The 17,821-nt window shown below is 53.9% G+C and carries 14 protein-coding genes; 6 read left to right on the forward strand and 8 right to left on the reverse strand.

The window, feature by feature from the left end:
* Positions 1–186 precede the first annotated feature (186 nt).
* The 4 genes from MHI24_RS04345 to MHI24_RS04360 all read left to right on the forward strand — a co-directional run bounded on the left by MHI24_RS04345 (position 187) and on the right by MHI24_RS04360 (position 3,633).
* Positions 187–1,494 (forward strand): peptidoglycan-binding domain-containing protein, encoded by a 1,308-nt coding sequence (locus tag MHI24_RS04345; RefSeq protein WP_340024344.1) that lies wholly within the window; start codon positions 187–189, stop codon positions 1,492–1,494.
* 89 nt (positions 1,495–1,583) lie between these two features.
* The gene (locus MHI24_RS04350) at positions 1,584–1,781 is read left to right on the forward strand and encodes a hypothetical protein (protein WP_340024345.1); all 198 of its coding nucleotides are present in this window, start codon (positions 1,584–1,586) and stop codon (positions 1,779–1,781) included.
* An 824-nt stretch (positions 1,782–2,605) separates the two neighbouring features.
* Positions 2,606–3,031: a VOC family protein gene (locus tag MHI24_RS04355; protein ID WP_340024346.1), complete on the forward strand. Its 426-nt coding sequence runs from the start codon at positions 2,606–2,608 to the stop codon at positions 3,029–3,031.
* Between the two features lie 197 nt (positions 3,032–3,228).
* Complete coding sequence (locus tag MHI24_RS04360) at positions 3,229–3,633, forward strand: CBS domain-containing protein (RefSeq protein ID WP_340024347.1); 405 nt, start codon at positions 3,229–3,231, stop codon at positions 3,631–3,633.
* A gap of 70 nt (positions 3,634–3,703) precedes the next feature.
* Here the strand turns inward: MHI24_RS04360 and map are convergent, their stop codons facing one another.
* The 8 genes from map to MHI24_RS04400 all read right to left on the reverse strand — a co-directional run bounded on the left by map (position 3,704) and on the right by MHI24_RS04400 (position 15,786).
* Positions 3,704–4,450, reverse strand: a complete 747-nt coding sequence (map, locus tag MHI24_RS04365) for a type I methionyl aminopeptidase (RefSeq protein WP_340024348.1) — start codon at positions 4,448–4,450, stop codon at positions 3,704–3,706.
* A 197-nt stretch (positions 4,451–4,647) separates the two neighbouring features.
* On the reverse strand, positions 4,648–6,363 hold the full coding sequence (cysI, locus tag MHI24_RS04370) for an assimilatory sulfite reductase (NADPH) hemoprotein subunit (protein ID WP_340024349.1): 1,716 nt from the start codon (positions 6,361–6,363) through the stop codon (positions 4,648–4,650).
* Between the two features lie 30 nt (positions 6,364–6,393).
* Entirely contained in the window at positions 6,394–8,253 is a 1,860-nt protein-coding gene (locus tag MHI24_RS04375) for an assimilatory sulfite reductase (NADPH) flavoprotein subunit (RefSeq protein WP_340026596.1), read from the reverse strand.
* A 249-nt stretch (positions 8,254–8,502) separates the two neighbouring features.
* Complete coding sequence (gene lspA / locus MHI24_RS04380; RefSeq protein WP_340024350.1) at positions 8,503–8,967, reverse strand: signal peptidase II; 465 nt, start codon at positions 8,965–8,967, stop codon at positions 8,503–8,505.
* Positions 8,968–9,174: 207 nt separating this feature from the next.
* Entirely contained in the window at positions 9,175–10,149 is a 975-nt protein-coding gene (locus MHI24_RS04385) for an aldo/keto reductase (protein ID WP_340024351.1), read from the reverse strand.
* A gap of 300 nt (positions 10,150–10,449) precedes the next feature.
* Positions 10,450–13,746, reverse strand: coding sequence for an ATP-binding protein (locus tag MHI24_RS04390; RefSeq protein ID WP_340024352.1), 3,297 nt, complete (start codon positions 13,744–13,746; stop codon positions 10,450–10,452).
* Positions 13,733–14,107, reverse strand: a complete 375-nt coding sequence (locus MHI24_RS04395; protein ID WP_340024353.1) for a response regulator — start codon at positions 14,105–14,107, stop codon at positions 13,733–13,735. Before MHI24_RS04395 ends, MHI24_RS04390 begins: the two co-directional genes overlap by 14 nt.
* 44 nt (positions 14,108–14,151) lie before the next feature.
* Positions 14,152–15,786 carry a diguanylate cyclase gene (locus tag MHI24_RS04400; protein WP_340024354.1) on the reverse strand — a complete coding sequence of 545 codons (1,635 nt, stop codon included), beginning with the start codon at positions 15,784–15,786 and terminating at the stop codon, positions 14,152–14,154.
* Positions 15,787–16,023: 237 nt separating this feature from the next.
* Here MHI24_RS04400 and MHI24_RS04405 point away from each other — a divergent pair, with 237 nt between their 5' ends.
* Both MHI24_RS04405 and MHI24_RS04410 read left to right on the forward strand, forming a co-directional pair.
* Positions 16,024–16,293 (forward strand): ACT domain-containing protein, encoded by a 270-nt coding sequence (locus tag MHI24_RS04405; protein ID WP_238652918.1) that lies wholly within the window; start codon positions 16,024–16,026, stop codon positions 16,291–16,293.
* A gap of 28 nt (positions 16,294–16,321) precedes the next feature.
* Positions 16,322–17,677 carry a PFL family protein gene (locus tag MHI24_RS04410; RefSeq protein WP_340026597.1) on the forward strand — a complete coding sequence of 452 codons (1,356 nt, stop codon included), beginning with the start codon at positions 16,322–16,324 and terminating at the stop codon, positions 17,675–17,677.
* Positions 17,678–17,821 lie beyond the last annotated feature (144 nt).

A 17,821-nucleotide genomic window follows, 5' to 3' on the forward strand; every position in this document is an offset into this window, starting at 1 on the left:
AGATAGATTTTTTAAGAAGAAAGAGGAAAAGCAATGCAAAAAAAGAAAAGCAATCCTCAAATGTACTTGCAAATTTATTCACAAATGGGCATATAACATTCCGTATACCGGCAACGGCGGAACGTCAACATAAGATTATCCATTTTGTTTTGTTGGTACAATCATTCTAAAGAGGTGAAAGAAAAGATGGCAGAAACATCCGCTAGCGGCTTATTGAACATCGAAATTAATGGGAGTAACCCCAGTGATCCAATTGAAGGTGCCAAGGTGACCATTACTGAACATCGAAGCAGTAGAATTGTAAAGATTTTGGAGACCGACAGGCAAGGACAGATCAATGCTATTGAGTTGCAAACCGTCCACTCTTCCAGTGAAGATCCTTGGCGACCTTATAAAAAATATGATCTGTCCGTAGAGATCCCCCCTGTTGGAAACCGTGCAGAAACCAGCTACACTTATACTAAAATCGGTATTCAAATTTATGCTGATAGTGTAACGAACAATAATGACGAACTCAGCTACATCCTTCAGTTAGAAGAAGCTCTGACGCAAAGAAGCGGGTTCGAGATTCAGTTGTCAGAGAACAACTCTGCTGAACATGCAGAAAGTATGGTGGAGCAGCCTGAAGCTTCGCATCTCCCCGATAGAATTAATGAGTCTGTTTTAGGATTTATGCCGATGTACATTATGCCCTTTGTACCGGCTTTTATTGATATCTTTTTAGGAAAGGTAGATCCCTATGCTGAGCGCATAAATGTAAATAATAAAAGAATCATTCAGGATACGTATAAAAATTATCTGAAACGGGTCTGTGCGAAAGAATTCGGAGGGATGAAAAATCTGGCGGAGCAGGCGATTATCGCTAACGTGCTGGCAGTGAATTCCTTTGCCCTTAATCGGATGTATACGGAGGTATATACAGATAAAGGCTACAATTTCAATATTACAAACTCTACAGCTTTTGATCAGAACTATCCGCCTGCGCAGACATCGAATGAACGAATTGATCGTATCATCGACCAGTATTTCGATAAATACATCCGCAAAGGAGAAAAGATCCAGCCGTATTTTTCACAGTACTGTGCTAAGGCTCCCTGCAAGAATAAAGGGATGGGCCAACTGCTGAGCAACCATTATGCATTACAAGGCAAAAATCATCTGGAGATTTTGAAGGCATTCTATGGCTCTGACATTGAGATTCTTACAGCAAACCGGGTCGATACTCTGCCCAATTCATACCCGGGTGTTCTAAAAAAAGGAATGACCCACCAAGGTGTCGGTACATTGAAGAAATATCTGAATGTTATCGGCAAAAGCTATACTTCTATTCCCTTGCTGGATTCATCTAATCTATTTGACGAAAAAACCGAGAAAGCAGTCATTCAATTTCAAAAACTCTTCAAAAAGAGATTGCCGGCAGCAGATGGTATTGTGGATGAACCGACCTGGAGATTAATTTCAGAGAAATATTTCTTCTTGGGTGGTGAACATTAAGCTTGCCTAATGATGAATTGCATGTAAAAACTGTATTACGGCGAATTACTTATCACGTATGTTGAATTAAACTATGTGAGGTGTAAGAAATGCAGCGATTTATGATTGGTCAATATGGAGGATTTGATTACAGCAAGTTTCACAAGGATTTCAAAGCTGAATTCTATGGAATCAAGACTTGTTCTTTCAGGGCGGAAGAAGATTGCCGGACGCTGCTGGAAGCCGTACAGAAGTATGGATTTCAACCGGAGTCCATTTTCCGCTCCGCGCCAATCCTGCAAGACTAAGAGGTGCTTTGTTCCTCTCATCGGATGCTTACGAACGTTCCGAAGCGTTCCACCACATTCAGGAAGAACTGGACTATATGGTGAAGCTTCGGCCGGTTTACATATTATTTCATTATTCTAAACCGGTTATTTTAGGCCCTCGGGCAGATTGGAGCAATTGGCGGTTTGCAGACCGGAAGGAATATATCTATGAGGGGGACCTCTCTTTAAACGAACTGATACAGCATAGCAGGTATCTCTTTTGAATGGCTTAGCGCAAAGAGCAGGGAGTACCAGTTTCAGCCCAAACTGGAATTTAACGGACTGAACAGTTACTTCTACCTGCATGACTTTCTGGAACAGCTCTTGCTTGCCTTTCCAGATGTTAAGTTATGTCTGCACACCAGCCGATTGTATCAGCAGGATAAGCTTGATCCCAATTTCGATGCGCGTGCCCTTCTGAGAAAATACACCAAATATGCTGCATTGATCTATCTGTCGAATGTTCAGATCAATGAAAGCATCCAGCACAGCCATTATCCGGTCCTGCCCGAATTAAGCACCGACGAGGGCTGAACCCCCATCGAAGACTATCTCAACATCATCCGTGACGAGAACAGCGAAGTGAAAATCATGTTCGAGCACCGCTCAGATCTCATCTCCACAGAAGATCTGGAACGTTGTTATACTTGGGTAGAGAATATACTAACCACCCCTGCAGCTCCTCCAGCTTGTCCATCGCGCTGATAACACACCCCCTCCCGGATATTTGTCTCAAGACAAGCGCATGATACAATGGGACCGTAATGTGCTTGCCTTAACTCAACATAAGAGGAGTGACAGATGTGGCAATCAATGTGTACCTGAATTTCAATGGCAATACCCGGGAGGCTGTAGAATATTACGCTGAAGTGTTCGGGACCGAACCCCCGCATATCATGACCTTCGGCGAGGCTCCGCCTGATCCGTCCCATCCTGTACCGGAGGAAGCCAAGCACCTCGTCATGCACGCCAATCTGATGATTGCCGGAAGCCCGGTGATGTTCTCTGATGTGTTCCCGGGAATGCCTTTTACGGAAGGGAATAATGTCAGCCTGACGGTGACAGATGCCGATGAAGAGAAAATTCGTCACTGGTTCAGCAAATTGAAAGAGGGCGGAACGGTGCACATGGAGCTGCAGGAGACCTTCTGGAGCAAGGCCTACGGGAATCTGAAGGACAAATTCGGCATTCACTGGCAGCTTAGCCACGATAACGGAACGAACGGCTAGACTTGCTGTTTGCCCCTTTGACACACGCTCAGGATATGTCTGCTTCTCCCCCGGGAGAGCGGCATATCCTTTTTCATGTGGGCCTGCTGGCGGACGATTTCAAAGTTGTAACCTGATTTTTGATGCGCTTACATCCTGTTCTATGTTTTAATTGTAATAAGTTATGAACCCCATCCTTCTGTAAAGGAGACTGACCTATGGAAATATCCTCTTTCTTGCTGCCCAAGGATCAGGTGGCGTACATCACCTCCTCGATCTCCATGCGGGAAGCGCTCGAACAGCTGGAGAATCATTATTACTCGGCGATTCCGATTATTGATGAGGCAGGCAAATATGTTGGGACCTTGTCGGAGGGCGACCTGCTGTGGAAACTGAAGAACACCGAAGGCCTGAGCTTCGAGAATATGGCCGGGGTGAGCATTAGCACCATTCAGCGTCATGTGCATAACGAGAGCGTGGAGATCCACGCCCAGATGGAGGATATGCTGACCCTGGCTGCCGACCAGAACTTCGTTCCGGTGGTGGATGACAGCGGAGTCTTCCTCGGCATTATCCGGCGCAAGGATATCATCGAGTACTACACCCGGAATATTACCGATTGATTCTATGATGAAGACGCAGCAAAGGCAGGGCCGTCCGCGGGACAGTCCTGCCTTTGCTGCGCTTCTAAGCCTATAGCTCCGTCAAAATAATCGTACCCTGCGGCGTCACCGCCAGCGTATGCTCATACTGTGCCGACAAGCCGCCGTCTATCGTCCGGGCGGTCCAGCCGTCCGCATCCACCTTCGTCCGGTAGCTGCCGGTGTTGAGCATCGGCTCAATCGTGAAGACCATGCCCTCCTTGATCCGCGGACCTTTGCCCGCCGGGCCGTAGTGCGGCACTTCCGGCGCTTCATGCATCTCGGAGCCGATGCCGTGCCCGATGAAGTCACGGACGACAGAATAGCCGTTCGATTCAGCATACACCTGGATGGCATGGGCTACGTCCCCAATGCGGTTGCCGGCTACGGCCTGCTCAATGCCTTTGAAGAGGGATTCTTTGGTCGTTGCCAGCAGCTTCTCCGCCTGTTCACTAATCGTACCCACCGCGTAGGACCAGGCCGAATCCGCCAGCCACCCGTTCAGGTTGACCACCATATCAATCGTGACAATATCGCCGTCCTTCAGCTCCTCATGCTTCGGGAAGCCGTGGCAGATGACATCATTCACAGAAGCGCAGGTGGCATACGGATAACCGTGATAGCCCTTCTGCTCCGGGGTTGCGCCATTCGAGAGGATGAATTTCTCGGCGAACTGGTCAATCTCCCAGGTGGTAATGCCCGGCTTAATCAACTTGGCAATCTCCCGGTGGCATTCCGCCAGGATTTTGCCGGCTGCACGCATCTTCTCAATTTCTTCCATCGTCTTCATAATGATCATTCAATTCGCCTCTTCTGTACAGAATCCATTACTCACTGTATATAATGGCTCTTGTCTATAATGGGGTAGTGCTACTCTATATTATGAAAGAAAACTGTAGAAAATCCAAATCTGCATAACAAATGAGCCTGTTTCCGCCGCAAAAGAGCAGAAAACAGGCTCATGACTAACGTTTCTTCTTCAACAGGCGGCAGTCCTCAATCGTGGAAATTGAGTCCCGAGGTGACCGCCTTGACATATCCCGCGCGGATCACAAAGTCCCCGAAGCGCTCCCCGGTGCTGCGTTCCTTGGCATAGCGGTGTATAATCGGCCCCAGGGTCGCCAGAATCTCCTGCTCGTCGATGTTCTCCTTGTAGAGCTTGTTCAAGCGGTCCCCGGTGAAGCCTGCACCCAGATACAGGTTGTAGCGGCCCGGCCCCTTGCCGATGAAGGCAATCTCGCCGAGCGCCGGTCTGGCGCAGCCGTTAGGGCAGCCGGTCATGCGGATTACAATCTCTTCATTCCGCAGGCCTGCCTCGTCAATGACGACTTCGAGCTTATCCAGCAGATGCGGCAGATAACGCTCCGCCTCGGCCATAGCAAGCCCGCAGGTCGGCAGCGCCACACAGGACATCGCGCTTCTGCGCAGAGCGGTATGATGGGCCCCGTCAGTCAGTCCGAATTTCTTGGCCAGCTCCGTGATCTTGCGCTTCTTCGCCTGGGTAACCCCGCCGATAATCACATTCTGGTTGGGCGTCAGCCGGAAGTCTCCGCTGTGAATCTTGGCGATCTCCCGCAGGCCGGTCATCAGCAGGTAGCCCTCCTGGTCCTGAATCCGTCCGCTCTGGATATAGAGTGTCAGATTCCATTTGCCGTCTGTTCCCTTCACCCAGCCGTAACGGTCCCCGTTATGGTCGAAGTGATACGAACGCGCAGGCTCCAGCGCCCAGCCGAGGCGTTCATGCAGCTCGTCCTTGAACCAGTCCAGACCATGGCGGTCAATCGTGTATTTGAAGCGGGCATTCTTGCGGACCGAACGGTTGCCGTAATCCCGCTGAATGGTGACCGTCTTCTCCGCCACATCAATCATCTGCTCCGGCCGGCAGAAGCCGATAATGCGTCCGAGCTGCGGATACGTACTCGTATCGCCGTGCGTCATGCCCATCCCGCCGCCGACCGAGACATTGAACCCGGCCAGCTTGCCGTCCTCCAGAATGGCAATGAAGCCTAAATCCTGGGAGAATACATCGACATCGTTGGACGGCGGCACCGCCAGCCCGATCTTGAACTTGCGGGGCAGATAGACCGGCCCGTAGATCGGCTCCACTACCTTGCTGTCCTCCACCTTCTCGCCATCCAGCCAGATCTCGTGGTAAGCCCGGGTACGCGGAGCGAGATGATCACTGATCCGTCCGGCCCACTCATACACCTCGGCATGAGCCTCAGACTGATAAGGATTCGGAGCGCTCATGACATTCCGGTTCACGTCGCCGCAGGCGGCCAGCGTAGTCATCAGAGTGTCGTTAATGGACTTGATCGTCTTCTTGAGATTCCACTTCAGCACCCCATGCATCTGAAAAGCCTGCCGTGTCGTCAGCCGCAGCGTGCCATTGCCGTACTTCTGGGCCAGATCATCCAGCACAAGCCACTGTGCAGAAGTCGCCACGCCTCCGGGCGCGACCACCCGCAGCATGAATTGATACGCCGGCTCCAGCTTGGAGCGCTCCCGCTCATTGCGCAGATCCCTGTCATCCTGCATATAGCTGCCGTGGAATTTCAGCAGGCGGTTATCATCCTCCGGCAGTCCTCCCGTAATCGGATTGCTGAGGGTCTCCACCAGCGCCCCGCGCAGATAATTGCTCTCCTGCTTAATATGTTCAACATCGCTCGGCGGCCCGCCAATCGGCTTCACCGCTGATTCCTTGTTCGCCATCGCTGATCCTCTCCTTCCGCTGATTCCCTCTTAATAGACGTCACGCTGATAGCGCTGCTCCTGCTGCAGTGTCTCCAGATAAGCGGCCGCCGCTTCGGGGCTGAGCCCGCCTTCCTGCTGAATCACTGTAAGCAATGCGGAGTGGACATCATGAGCCATATGCTTCTCGTCGCCGCATACATAGACATGCGCCCCCTCCTGCAGCCAGCTGTATAATTCCTTGCTCTGCTCCAGAATACGGTGCTGTACATATACCTTCTCCTCCGTATCGCGCGAGAAGGCAACGTCCAGCCTGCTGAGGACCCCGTCCTTCAGCATCCGCTGCCAGTCCGTCTGGTAGAGGAAGTCAGTCACGAAATGCCGGTCACCGTAGAACAGCCAGGACCGCCCCTGCGCACCCAGCTCTTCGCGCTCCTCCAGGAAGGAGCGGAACGGAGCAACGCCTGTGCCCGGACCGATCATGATAATCGGCGTATCGGGGCTTGCGGGCAGCTTGAAGTTCGGATTGCTCTGAATATAGACCGGCAGGGTATCTCCCGGCTGTACCCGTTCAGCACAATGCACCGAGCAGACCCCATACCGCTCACGCCCGTGCGATTCGTAACGCACAGCTCTGACGGTGAAGTGAACCTCATCCGGGTTAGCCTTGAAGCTGCTGGCAATTGAATACAGCCGGGCCGGCAGCTTGCGCAGCACCGTTACGAAGCTGGCTGCCGGAACCGTCCATGGCGCATAGTCCTGAATCAGATCCAGCAGGTCGCGGCCCTGGATATAGTCCTTCAGCTCCTGCTGGCGCTCCGGGGCCAGCAGCTCCTGCAGCGCCGGTGTGGAGGCCAGCTTCGCCGCCTGCTCCAGCAGCGGTCTGGTCAGCACAGTGATCTCATAGTGCCGCAGCAGCGCTTCACGCAGGGTCCCCTCATCGCCCTTCTTGTTCAGCGGAACGCGTTCATCTCCGCTCCAACCCATCGCGGCAATGATGTCTTCCACCAGCTGCGGGTGATTCTCCGGATAGACGCCAAGCGAATCTCCCGGCTCGAAGGTCAGGTTCGAGCCGGCTAACGACAGCTCCAGATGGCGTGTCTCCCGGTCCGAGCCGCGCCCGTTCAGATTCAGGTTCTCCAGAATCTCGGCATGAAAAGGATGATTCCGTGAATAGACAGATTCCGGTGAACCGGCGGTCCCGGCAGCCTGGACCGCTGCCTCGGCGATTCCCTCAGCATTCTGAACGCCGTTCAGAGCGCTGAGGACCTGGCCGAACCAGTCCGCAACCGGCTCATCATAATCCAGATCGCAATCGGCACGCGGGCTTATACGCTGTGCGCCCAGCTCCTCCAGCCGCTGGTCGAAGTCCTTGCCGGTCTGGCAGAAGAATTCATAGGAGGTATCGCCGAGTGCGAGTACCGAGAAGCGGAGGCCTGGAAGCTGCGGCGCTCTTTTGCTGTAGAGGAATTCATGGAAGGCCCGCGCGTTATCCGGCGGCTCCCCTTCCCCGTGGGTGCTGACCAGCAGCAGCAGATTCTCGACTTTCTTCAGTCCGGCAGGCTTGAAGCTGTTCATGGCGCTCACTGTAACCTTGAAGCCCTGCTCCTCCAGCTTGCGGGAGAGGCTTCCTGCCAGCCGCTGGCAGTTGCCGGTCTGGGAGCCGAACAATACGGTCACTTCACGCGATACCTGCGGCAGGGCGGCTGCCGCAGGTGGTGCTGCATCGCCGGAGGAAGGAGCAGCTGCCGGAACCGCTGCGCCGTCTTGCGCTACACTGTTCTGCAGCGCCAGAGCCGACAGATACCCGTTCAGCCAGACCTGCTGGGATGGACTCAGCGTCGGCAGGAGCTGGTTCAGCAGCTCCGCCTGGCGCTCATTAAAAGGGCTGTTCGTAACTTGTAATTGCAACAATATTGACCTCTCCTTAACGTGCAATCTTCATTCCTCTGCGTATCATGAACTCAGGCTAACACAATACTGCCAAACGGGCAACGATGCTTATAACAAGCATTAAATAGGATAAATGCCAAATACATGCATAAAATGCACAAAAACCGGCTAAATCATAGTGAAATGCTATGATTTAGCCGGTTTCATTACTAATAGTAATAACTTGCATCAGATAAAATGATAGTCCGCCCGGCCGGAATCCGGCATTTAAAAGCTCCTGCGGGCTATCCTGCTCCGCACATAGTCCCATAAGAGATAAACGGCGAGCAGCAGGCCGCCGGCATTAATCGCCAGATCGGCCAGATTCAGAATCCCGCCATTCTCTCCGAAGACCAGAAAGTCAGTGACCTGATGATAGATAGCGCGGTCAATCCCGTTGCCTGCGGCCCCTCCGACCAGAAACCCGCTGGCTGCTTCGAGGAGCGGACCGCGGATTCGCCCTTGGCGGCGGTAATAGAACACGGCTGCGATGAACAAGACAGCGACAATGGCAAAGTAATGCCCGTAGCCTTGAAACAGGCTGAAGGCGGCGCCGCTGTTCTCATAATAGACAAACTGCACATGCGGACTCCAGAACGGAATCGTCTCGCCCAGCTCCATGTGGGTGCGTACGATCCATTTGGCCGCCTGATCCAGGACGAGCACCAAGCCGGCTATAAAGTAAAATAACATCTGCCCCTCCCCTTCCTGCTGTTCCGCCTGCTGATTAACCCAGAACCAGTCTACCACAGGCGGAAGGGCATTTTCATCTTGACGGCTGCCAGTTGCCTCCCGGAGACCGCTTACCGGGCGCACGCAAACAGCCGGAGAATTCCCTCAGGAACACTCCGGCTGTTATTTACTGAACCCGTAGAGTCAGGTGAATCTGCTGAAACCGGCTTACCAGGCGTAGGCTTCCGGTGCCGGCTTGCCCGGTCCGGGGAAGATTTCGTCCAGCTTCTTCAGCGTAGCTTCATCCAGCTCGATGTCAACCACCCGCAGGGAGTCCTCGAACTGCTGGATGGTACGCGGTCCGATAATCGGCGCAGTTACTGCCGGATTCGCCAGCACCCAGGCAAGCGCAACCTGATCCTCATGCTCGCCCAGCTCCTTGCAGAGCGCGGAGAACTGCTCCAGCTGGCTGCGGTGCTGCTCCAGCTTGGCCGAACGGGCGCTGCGCACACCTGTCTTGGAGAGGGCGTTGCGTCCCAGCAGTCCCCCGGCCAGCGGGCTCCACGGGATCACACCCAGCCCCAGCTCTTTGGAGGCCGGCAGCACTTCAAGCTCCGGTGTCCGCTCCAGCAGGTTGTACAGATGCTGCTCGGAGACAAGGCCAAGGAAGTGGCGCTCCTTCGCCTTCGCCTGAGCTACAGCAATATGCCAGCCTGCGAAGTTGCTGGAGCCGATGTAGTCGGCTTTGCCCTGGTTCACAAGCACCTCAAAAGCTCCCCACAGCTCGTCCCACGACACATTCCGGTCGATATGATGCATCTGGTATAATTCGATATGATCCGTCTGCAGACGTCTCAGCGAGCTTTCGAAATGACGTCTGATCTTGTAGGCAGACAAGCCGGAGCCTGAATTGGGACCGTCTTGCTCATCTAACATGTCATTATAGACCTTGGTGGCCAGCACAACCTTCTCGCGCCGTCCGCCGCCCTGCTGGAACCAGCGTCCGATAATCTCCTCTGTCCAGCCCCGGCGGTCCTGGCCGCCATATACATTGGCCGTATCGAAGAAGTTAATCCCCGCATCCAGTGCAGCGTCCATTATCCGGAAGGCTTCCTTCTCCTCCGTCTCCGGCCCGAAATTCATTGTCCCGAGACACAGCTGGCTGACCTTAAGACCCGATTTGCCCAAATAACTGTACTTCAACGCAATTCCTCCCTTTCATTCCTGCAAGATTGGCTGCTTCACATTTACTATAAACCTTAGAGTAGGCTCTAAAGCAAGTTTTCCCAGAAACATCCCCCGCCAAGTGGAGCTTTATCCCCGATGATGACTCATGTACTTTGCGGGGACCCACCCACGCAACGCCGAATGTGTTCGGGATTACATTTGGCCCACGTACCCATGCAATGCCGAATGTGTTCGGTTTTCCGCATACATTCGGCCCGCTTACGCACACCAGTCAAATCAAAAAAACAAGCCCCCCGAAAGAGACTTGTTCCCCTACTACTCACTCTGGCTCCAGCCAAACGGCGCTCCATGCCCGCTCTCCCCGTCATCCGGGAACAGCACCTCGCCCGTCTTCAGCTGAATATCCACGATCTCCTGCAGCGTGCCCGACAGTTCGCCCGGCGGATACGGCTTGGTCAGATACTTCTGCACATTGGCCATCATGCTCTTGTCGTCCTTATCCAGCGCGGAGGAGATCACAATCGGCACCTGCTCCGTGCGCGGATCATTCTTCAGCATCCGGATCAGATCCCAGCCATCCAGCTCGTCCCCCAGCATCAAATCTACAATAATGGCTACAAAAGGGGTTTTGAGCGCCTGATCGAAGGCCTTCTGCGGATGGTAATGGTGGGTGACCCGGAAGCCCTTGCCCTTCAGCTCCTCCGAGAGCAGCAGCGACAGGCTGTAATCATCTTCAACGATCATGACATCCGGCTTCTGCTCCTTGCCCGTCCCCCATCGATGGGGATGCTCGTCTTCGGAATGGCCGCTCTGCGCTTCAAGCACCGGGAGGCGGAACCAGACGGTCGAGCCTTCGCCTTCCACAGATTCAATGCCGATGGTCCCCTGCTGCTTCTCAATAATCTCCTTACAAATAGCCAGCCCGAGGCCAGTTCCGCCGATCCGCTTCGAGGCGCTGTTGTCCACTCTGCGGAATTTCTGGAACAGCTGCCCGATCTGGTTCCTCGGAATCCCGAGTCCGTGATCCTGAATCTGAACTACAATGGAGCCTGGCTCGTTATGAAGCATCATCTTGATCTCATTGCTGCCGGGCGAGAACTTGATCGCATTGCTCAGCAGATTGGTCAGCACCTGGATGATTTTGTCCTTGTCCACCTCGACCTCTGCATTCAGCGCCTCGTCCTCCAGCAGAATATGATGCGTCCCGCTCAGCTTATACTGGTCAATCACACTTAAGACCGTCTCGCTAAGATTGACCTTCTCCACATTGTAGAGCTGCGTGCCCGACTCCATCCGTTGCAGGTCCAGAAAGTCATTGATCAGCTCGGTCAGGCGTTTCGCTTCCTTGTGGATCGTCTCCAGGTACTTGAGCTGCTTCTCCGGCTTCATCGTCCGCGACAGCAGCAGCTCGGTGAAGCCCAGCACACTGGACAGCGGGGTCCGCAGCTCATGGCTAACGGTGCTGACCAGCTCCGACTTCATCAGATCCAGCTCATACTCGCGGGTGATGTCACGGTGGACGAATAACGTCCCGACACGGACCTCCCGGCGGAAGACCGGAATGGCATACGCATCTACATGCTTCATCTCTTCTTTGCCAAGCGAGTATTTCATCGTGCTGGAATCTACCGTATGCGGCGACATTGCTATCTGGTAAAAGCGCCTCAGCTCCTCTGACTCATTCACCCGGTCTGTGAAGTGATCCATCCAGCGCTCCTTCGGAATCAGCATCCCTTCCTCCCAGTCCTCATAGCTGAACAGCTGGCTGAGCGCCTTGTTGATATGCTGGATAACCCCTTCCGTGTTGACGAACTGGATACCCTCATTGACATTGTTGACGATATCGCGGTTCAGCTCGCGGCCATTCTCAATTTCCTCATACATGAACAGGCGTTCAATCGCCAGCGCCACCCGGATCATAATCCCCTGGATTTCACTGTTCTCCTCGTCCGTGAAGGAATGGCCGATGCGTGTCCCGCTGAAGACCGCCAGAATCTCGTCCTCCGCATTAACGACCGTTGTGTAGAAGTCATAGCAATAGACCTCCTTGGCAGCAATCCCCTGCTCGCTGGGCGTGCCTACGCGCTTCACAATGTAGGACTTCTCCTGGCTGAGCCGGTACAGCATCTCCTGGCTGTTCCCGTCCAGATACCGCTCCACATTCTCCGGAGGCACCCCTTTGACAACTGCGATCTTATCCTTCACCAGCAGGAAAAAGCTCGAATCGAACGAATACAGCCGGTTCATGAACCGGTTGAACTTCTCCGCGAATTCCTGCTTGTCCAGGGTATATGTGATTTCATGGTTCAGCTGATTGTTCAGCTCCAGCATGATCGTAGTCTGCTCCGTGCTCTTCAGCGTTTCGGCCAGCTCCTGCTGTACGCTTTTCATGGAGGTGATGTTGTTGGCAATCAGAATGTACTGGTAGATCCGGCCCTCATCATTCAAATACGGCATGATCGTCAGCTGAAGCCAGAGCGGTGCCCCGTCCTTCGCTGTAAGCTCCGTCTCCCCGCTCCAGACGCCGCCTGTCGACAGCTTGCGGATCATCGCCTCCACCTGAAGCTCCGTAATATTATGCAGCTCAAACAGGCGGAAGGTGTACCCGATAATCTCGGCATTCTTGTAGCCTGTATAGAGGCTCAGGTTATCATTGGCATAGGTGAATACGCCCTTGTCTGTCAGGATGCCTACGGCTGAGGTCTGATCCAGCGCCTTCATCATGCTCTCGATCTCACTAAGCGACCGCTCCAGCCGGAATTGCTGGTCCTGCAGCTCATCCTGCTGGGCATGAAGCTCCTCATTCTGCATCGTCAGCTCTTCTTCCTTGTCCTGGATGCTCCGCGCCATATTCAGGAAGGCATCATAGAGCCGGCCGATCTCATCCCGCTTATGGAGCTTGCCCAGCAGAACAGCCTCCCCGGCGGCCAGTGAATTCGTCGCTTCCTCCAGCCTTACCACCGGATCAACCACCGTGCGGAGCATCCGCCAGATCAAGAGTGTGAAGAATAACAGCAGCAAGCCGCTAAAAGCAAAGGCGGTGCCTGTAAACAGATCCGCCTGCCTGATCGAGCGGGAGGTCATATCCTTAAGCTGCGTATCCGAATTGGCTAAGAACTGCTTCGTGTACCTTAGATAATCATTCACAGCCCGGGTGCTGCCGCTCTCGGACAGCTTGCGGATTCCCGTATAATCATTGTTCTCCACCAGGCGGATCACCGTTGGCAGAGTCTCGCTTTTGTACTGGCTATAGAACAGCTTCAGGTTATCCCCGTACTGTATCTCTTCAGGCGACAGCTTAAGCAGGGAGTATCTCTCCAGCACGCCGTCAAGCCCCTCCACAGCCGTCTTCAGCAGCTTAAGCTCATTTCCGCTCTGAGTGGCCGCATACCCTCTGGCCCGGAAGAACAGCTCGCTCAGCATCGCTGCCAGATCGTTAATTACCTCTGTCTTATGTATCAGCTCCTTGCGGTCATCCTCCAGCTTCTCCTGGTGCACGCTGATATAGAAGAACAGCCCGATCCCGCCGGCCACAACAGCCGCGAACAGGGTGAGAATCGTGCGGAAATACTTGGTTTTGATGCTCGGATCGGAGGGTTTACGGTTTCTCACTGAGGATGTCCTCCACGAGCTGCAGCAGCTCCATCGGGCTGAACGGCTTCGGCATAAAGTAGCGGGCCCCCGCCTCCCTTGCCAGGTTACGGTCCGTTTCCTGGGCCTTGGCCGTCAGCATCATAATCGGCGTACGCTGCTTCACTTCAGCATCCAGCTCGCTGAGCACCTCAATTCCGGTCATCTCCGGCATCATATAATCCAGTATCACCAGATCATACATCTCCGCCGCAAGCCGTCCGAGGGCTTCTACACCATTCTCGGCGGTATGAATCTCCACATCCTCCAGTTCCTCCAGCGTATCCTCGATCAGCATCCGCAGAACGTCTTCGTCATCAACAATCAGTACCTTTTGACTCATTGCACAATCTCACCTTTCACTATCCCTTCCGGGATGCACTTGCTTCAGAACAGGAATCTGTGGGCCAGCCGCTCGATCCGGCTCAGCAGCTCCGGCAGATGGAACGGCTTAATGACATAATCGTCCGCCCCCATCTGCAGGGCATGAATGATATCGCGCTGGTCATTGCGGCCAGTCAGCATAACAACCAGTATATCGGCCTCAGGATAGCCCGCACGCAGCTTCTCCAGCACCTCAAGCCCGTCGAGATCCGGCATGACCCCGTCCAGCAGAATGATGTACTTCTCCTCGGGAATATACCAGTCCGATTTCAGGAACTGTGCGCCGTCCGCATAGCTGTTCACTTGGATTCCGGCGATATTCTCCGGCTCCCAAAAAGACAGATTGCCAGTGATAATCCTACGGATCAGCGGATCATCATCCACAATGATGACGTTAAGCTGCGTGTCCCTCTGACCCTGCATGGTCTCCCCGGAATATACAGTAGTCTGGTTTCTTCCGTTAGACTTGCTGTAGTAGAGTGCCTGGTCCGCTTCCCCGACCAGCAGGTCCGCATCCTGCTCCTCGCCGCTGATCTCGGTAACCCCGCAGGAGAAGGTCACCAGGAAGCTGTCGCGCCTTGCCCGGAATTCCCTGGCTGCGAAGCTGTCCTGAATCCGCTCCATCACCAGCAGCGCCTGCCCGGCCGGGGTATTCGGCATGAACAGGGCGAACTCCTCGCCGCCATACCGGCAGAAGGTGTCCTCGGTGCGGATCGACTGCCTGACCAGCTCCGAGAAGGACTGCAGCACCTCATCTCCCGTCAGATGGCCGTATGTGTCATTGACATGCTTGAAATAATCCAGATCCAGCAGCGCAAGCGAGAAGATCCGGCCGGTGCGCCTGTAATCTGAGATCAGCTGCTTCATCGTCTGATTGAAATATTTGCGGTTGAATGCACCGGTCAGCTCATCGACAATAATTGAATCCTGCCACTCCTGCTTCAGCTCGAACCGGTTCTTGATCAGAGCCAGGAACAGATCGATATCCACCGGCTTCAGGATGTAATCCATCACCCCAAGCGAATACGCGTGCTTCTGTACCTCCCTGGAGTGTTCACCGCTGATGATCAGGATCGGAATCCGCTCCTTTTTGGCCTTGCCGATAATCTGGTGCAGCACATCGATCCCGCTGCGGTCAGGCAGCATGATGTCGAGCAGAATCAGATCCGGCTTGTTCTCATAGAACAGCTTAAGCCCGCGGCTGGCAGACAAGGCGATGCTTACATAATAAGCGCTCCGTTCCAAAGCCTCCCGCAGATAGGCAACCAGTTCCACATCATCATCAATGATCAGAATCTCATACTGTTGCTCTATCATGCCGGGAGACAGTGCGCTTCCAGGAGCAGCCGGAGGGAACGCACCCTTCCTTGCAGGCTCGTCAAATAAGCCCAGCAGAGGATACAAATAATCCCCCCACTCGGCTTCCGTCCAGCTCCGCTGTTGATCTTCCGAGAAATAGAGCAGCGCATTGCCGGAGAAGATCTCCACCGCTTCAAGACCTACAGTGCCGGAGGTGCCCTTCAGATTATGCAGAAAACGGTAAATATCCTTCTCCTTGACCTCCGGCTGTTCAGACCATTTCTGCAGTGTTTCCCGGGTGCGCTCTTGAACCAGCTCTTTATATTTTCTCGTTGTCATAATAGCTCCTTAATTCACGCCGTATGCTTTAAAACTCCAATAAATCATATTTTACACATGATGTCAACAATATTATATACTCCCTCAAAAACAAGCTCAAATCTGTGTCCGGACTGACACAAAAGCTTTGGTTGATAACCGGCCCTGCATTTGACATAATAATTGAAATCGTTCATTCCGTTAAAGCGGCAGTGAGCGAAGAATACAGAGCATATAACGGAACGGGAGGCTTTATAAGTGAAGGGGATTATTACTGTACTGGGAAAAGACAAAGTAGGTATCATCGCCAAAGTATGTACATACCTCGCAGAGAACAATCTGAACATCCTGGATATTTCGCAGACGATTGTGCAGGATTACTTCAACATGATGATGATTGTGGACATCTCCGCCCCTACCAAGTCCTTCGAGGAGATTGTTGAGGATCTTCAGCAGGTAGGCAAGGACATCGGCGTGGAGATCAAGCTGCAGCACGAAGATATTTTCAACATTATGCACCGGATCTAGCCGGCCGAGAGAGGGGGAGACCAGAGTGATCTCACTTGTAGAAGTTCAGGAGACCAACAAAATGATCCGGGAGATGAACCTGGATGTCCGCACCATTACGATGGGAATCAGCCTGATGGACTGCGCCCATGCGGATATGAAGATTTTCAACCAGAAGGTGTATGACAAAATAACCCGTTCCGCCGAGAAATTAGTCAAGACGGGCGAAGACCTGGAGCGCCAGTTCGGCGTGCCGATTGTCAACAAGCGGATCTCCGTTACGCCGATCTCGATTGCTGCGGGTGCCGTGCATACCGACACGTATGTGCCTGTCGCCCAGGCGCTGGACAAGGCGGCCAAGGAGGTCGGCGTCAACTTCATCGGCGGCTATTCTGCGCTGGTGCAGAAGGGCTGCACTACAGGCGACCGGATTCTGATCGACAGCATCCCGGAAGCGCTGGCCGTTACTGAAAGAGTCTGCTCCTCCGTCAATGTCGGCTCCTCGCGCAGCGGCATCAACATGGACGCCGTGAAGCTGATGGGCGACATCATTCTCCAGACCGCCGAGCGCACGAAGGACCGCGATTCCATCGGCTGCGCCAAGCTGGTCGTCTTCTGCAATGCCGTAGAGGACAACCCGTTCATGGCCGGGGCCTTCCATGGTGTTGGGGAGCGGGAATGCGTCATCAACGTGGGCGTTAGCGGGCCCGGCGTCATCAAACGGGCGCTGGAGGAAGTGAAGGGGCAGGATTTCGAGACGCTGTGCGAGACAATCAAGCGGACGGCCTTCAAGGTGACCCGGGTCGGTCAGCTCGTGGCCCAGGAGGCCTCGAAGCGGCTGAACGTGCCATTCGGCATTATCGACCTGTCGCTGGCCCCCACACCTGAGATCGGCGATTCCATCGCGGAGATCTTCCAGGTTATGGGCCTGGAGGAAGCCGGAGCGCCTGGAACCACGGCAGCGCTGGCGATCCTTAACGACAATGTCAAAAAAGGCGGGGTCATGGCCTCCTCCTATGTCGGCGGCTTAAGCGGAGCGTTCATCCCGGTCAGCGAAGACCACGGCATGATCCAGGCCGTCCAGCGCGGGGCACTGACCCTGGAGAAGCTGGAAGCGATGACCTGCGTCTGCTCGGTTGGCCTCGATATGATTGCCATCCCGGGCAGCACCAGCAAGGAGACCCTGTCCGGCATCATCGCCGATGAAGCGGCCATCGGCATGGTCAACAACAAGACCACCGCCATCCGCGTGATCCCGGTCATCGGCAAGGACGTTGGCGAGATGGTGGAATTCGGCGGCCTGCTCGGCTATGCGCCGGTCATGGCGGTCAACCCGTTCAATTGCGCCGGCTTCATCAACCGCGGCGGACGGATTCCGGCGCCGATTCACAGCTTCAAGAACTAGGCGAGTGTGCAGAGTTAATTGCATTCTGTACATCTATAGCTTCTAATTTTCAACCCTTTCTGCGTTTAGTTGTATATCGCACATGTATAGTTCGTTTTTTTCTTTCTACTCACACTTTTAGGCAGATTTAGTTGTACACACTAC

Source organism: Paenibacillus sp. FSL K6-1096 (assembly GCF_037977055.1).
In the GTDB taxonomy this organism is placed as follows: Bacteria; Bacillota; Bacilli; order Paenibacillales; family Paenibacillaceae; genus Paenibacillus_AQ.

Bases quoted from the DNA above. Each gene is read 5' to 3' on its own strand.
- MHI24_RS04345 (WP_340024344.1), top strand. From the start codon at position 187: ATGGCAGAAACATCCGCTAGCGGCTTATTGAACATCGAAATTAATGGG.
- MHI24_RS04350 (WP_340024345.1), top strand. From the start codon at position 1,584: ATGCAGCGATTTATGATTGGTCAATATGGAGGATTTGATTACAGCAAG.
- MHI24_RS04360 (WP_340024347.1), top strand. From the start codon at position 3,229: ATGGAAATATCCTCTTTCTTGCTGCCCAAGGATCAGGTGGCGTACATC.
- map (WP_340024348.1), bottom strand. From the start codon at position 4,450: ATGATCATTATGAAGACGATGGAAGAAATTGAGAAGATGCGTGCAGCC.
- cysI (WP_340024349.1), bottom strand. From the start codon at position 6,363: ATGGCGAACAAGGAATCAGCGGTGAAGCCGATTGGCGGGCCGCCGAGC.
- lspA (WP_340024350.1), bottom strand. From the start codon at position 8,967: ATGTTATTTTACTTTATAGCCGGCTTGGTGCTCGTCCTGGATCAGGCG.
- MHI24_RS04395 (WP_340024353.1), bottom strand. From the start codon at position 14,107: ATGAGTCAAAAGGTACTGATTGTTGATGACGAAGACGTTCTGCGGATG.
- MHI24_RS04400 (WP_340024354.1), bottom strand. From the start codon at position 15,786: ATGACAACGAGAAAATATAAAGAGCTGGTTCAAGAGCGCACCCGGGAA.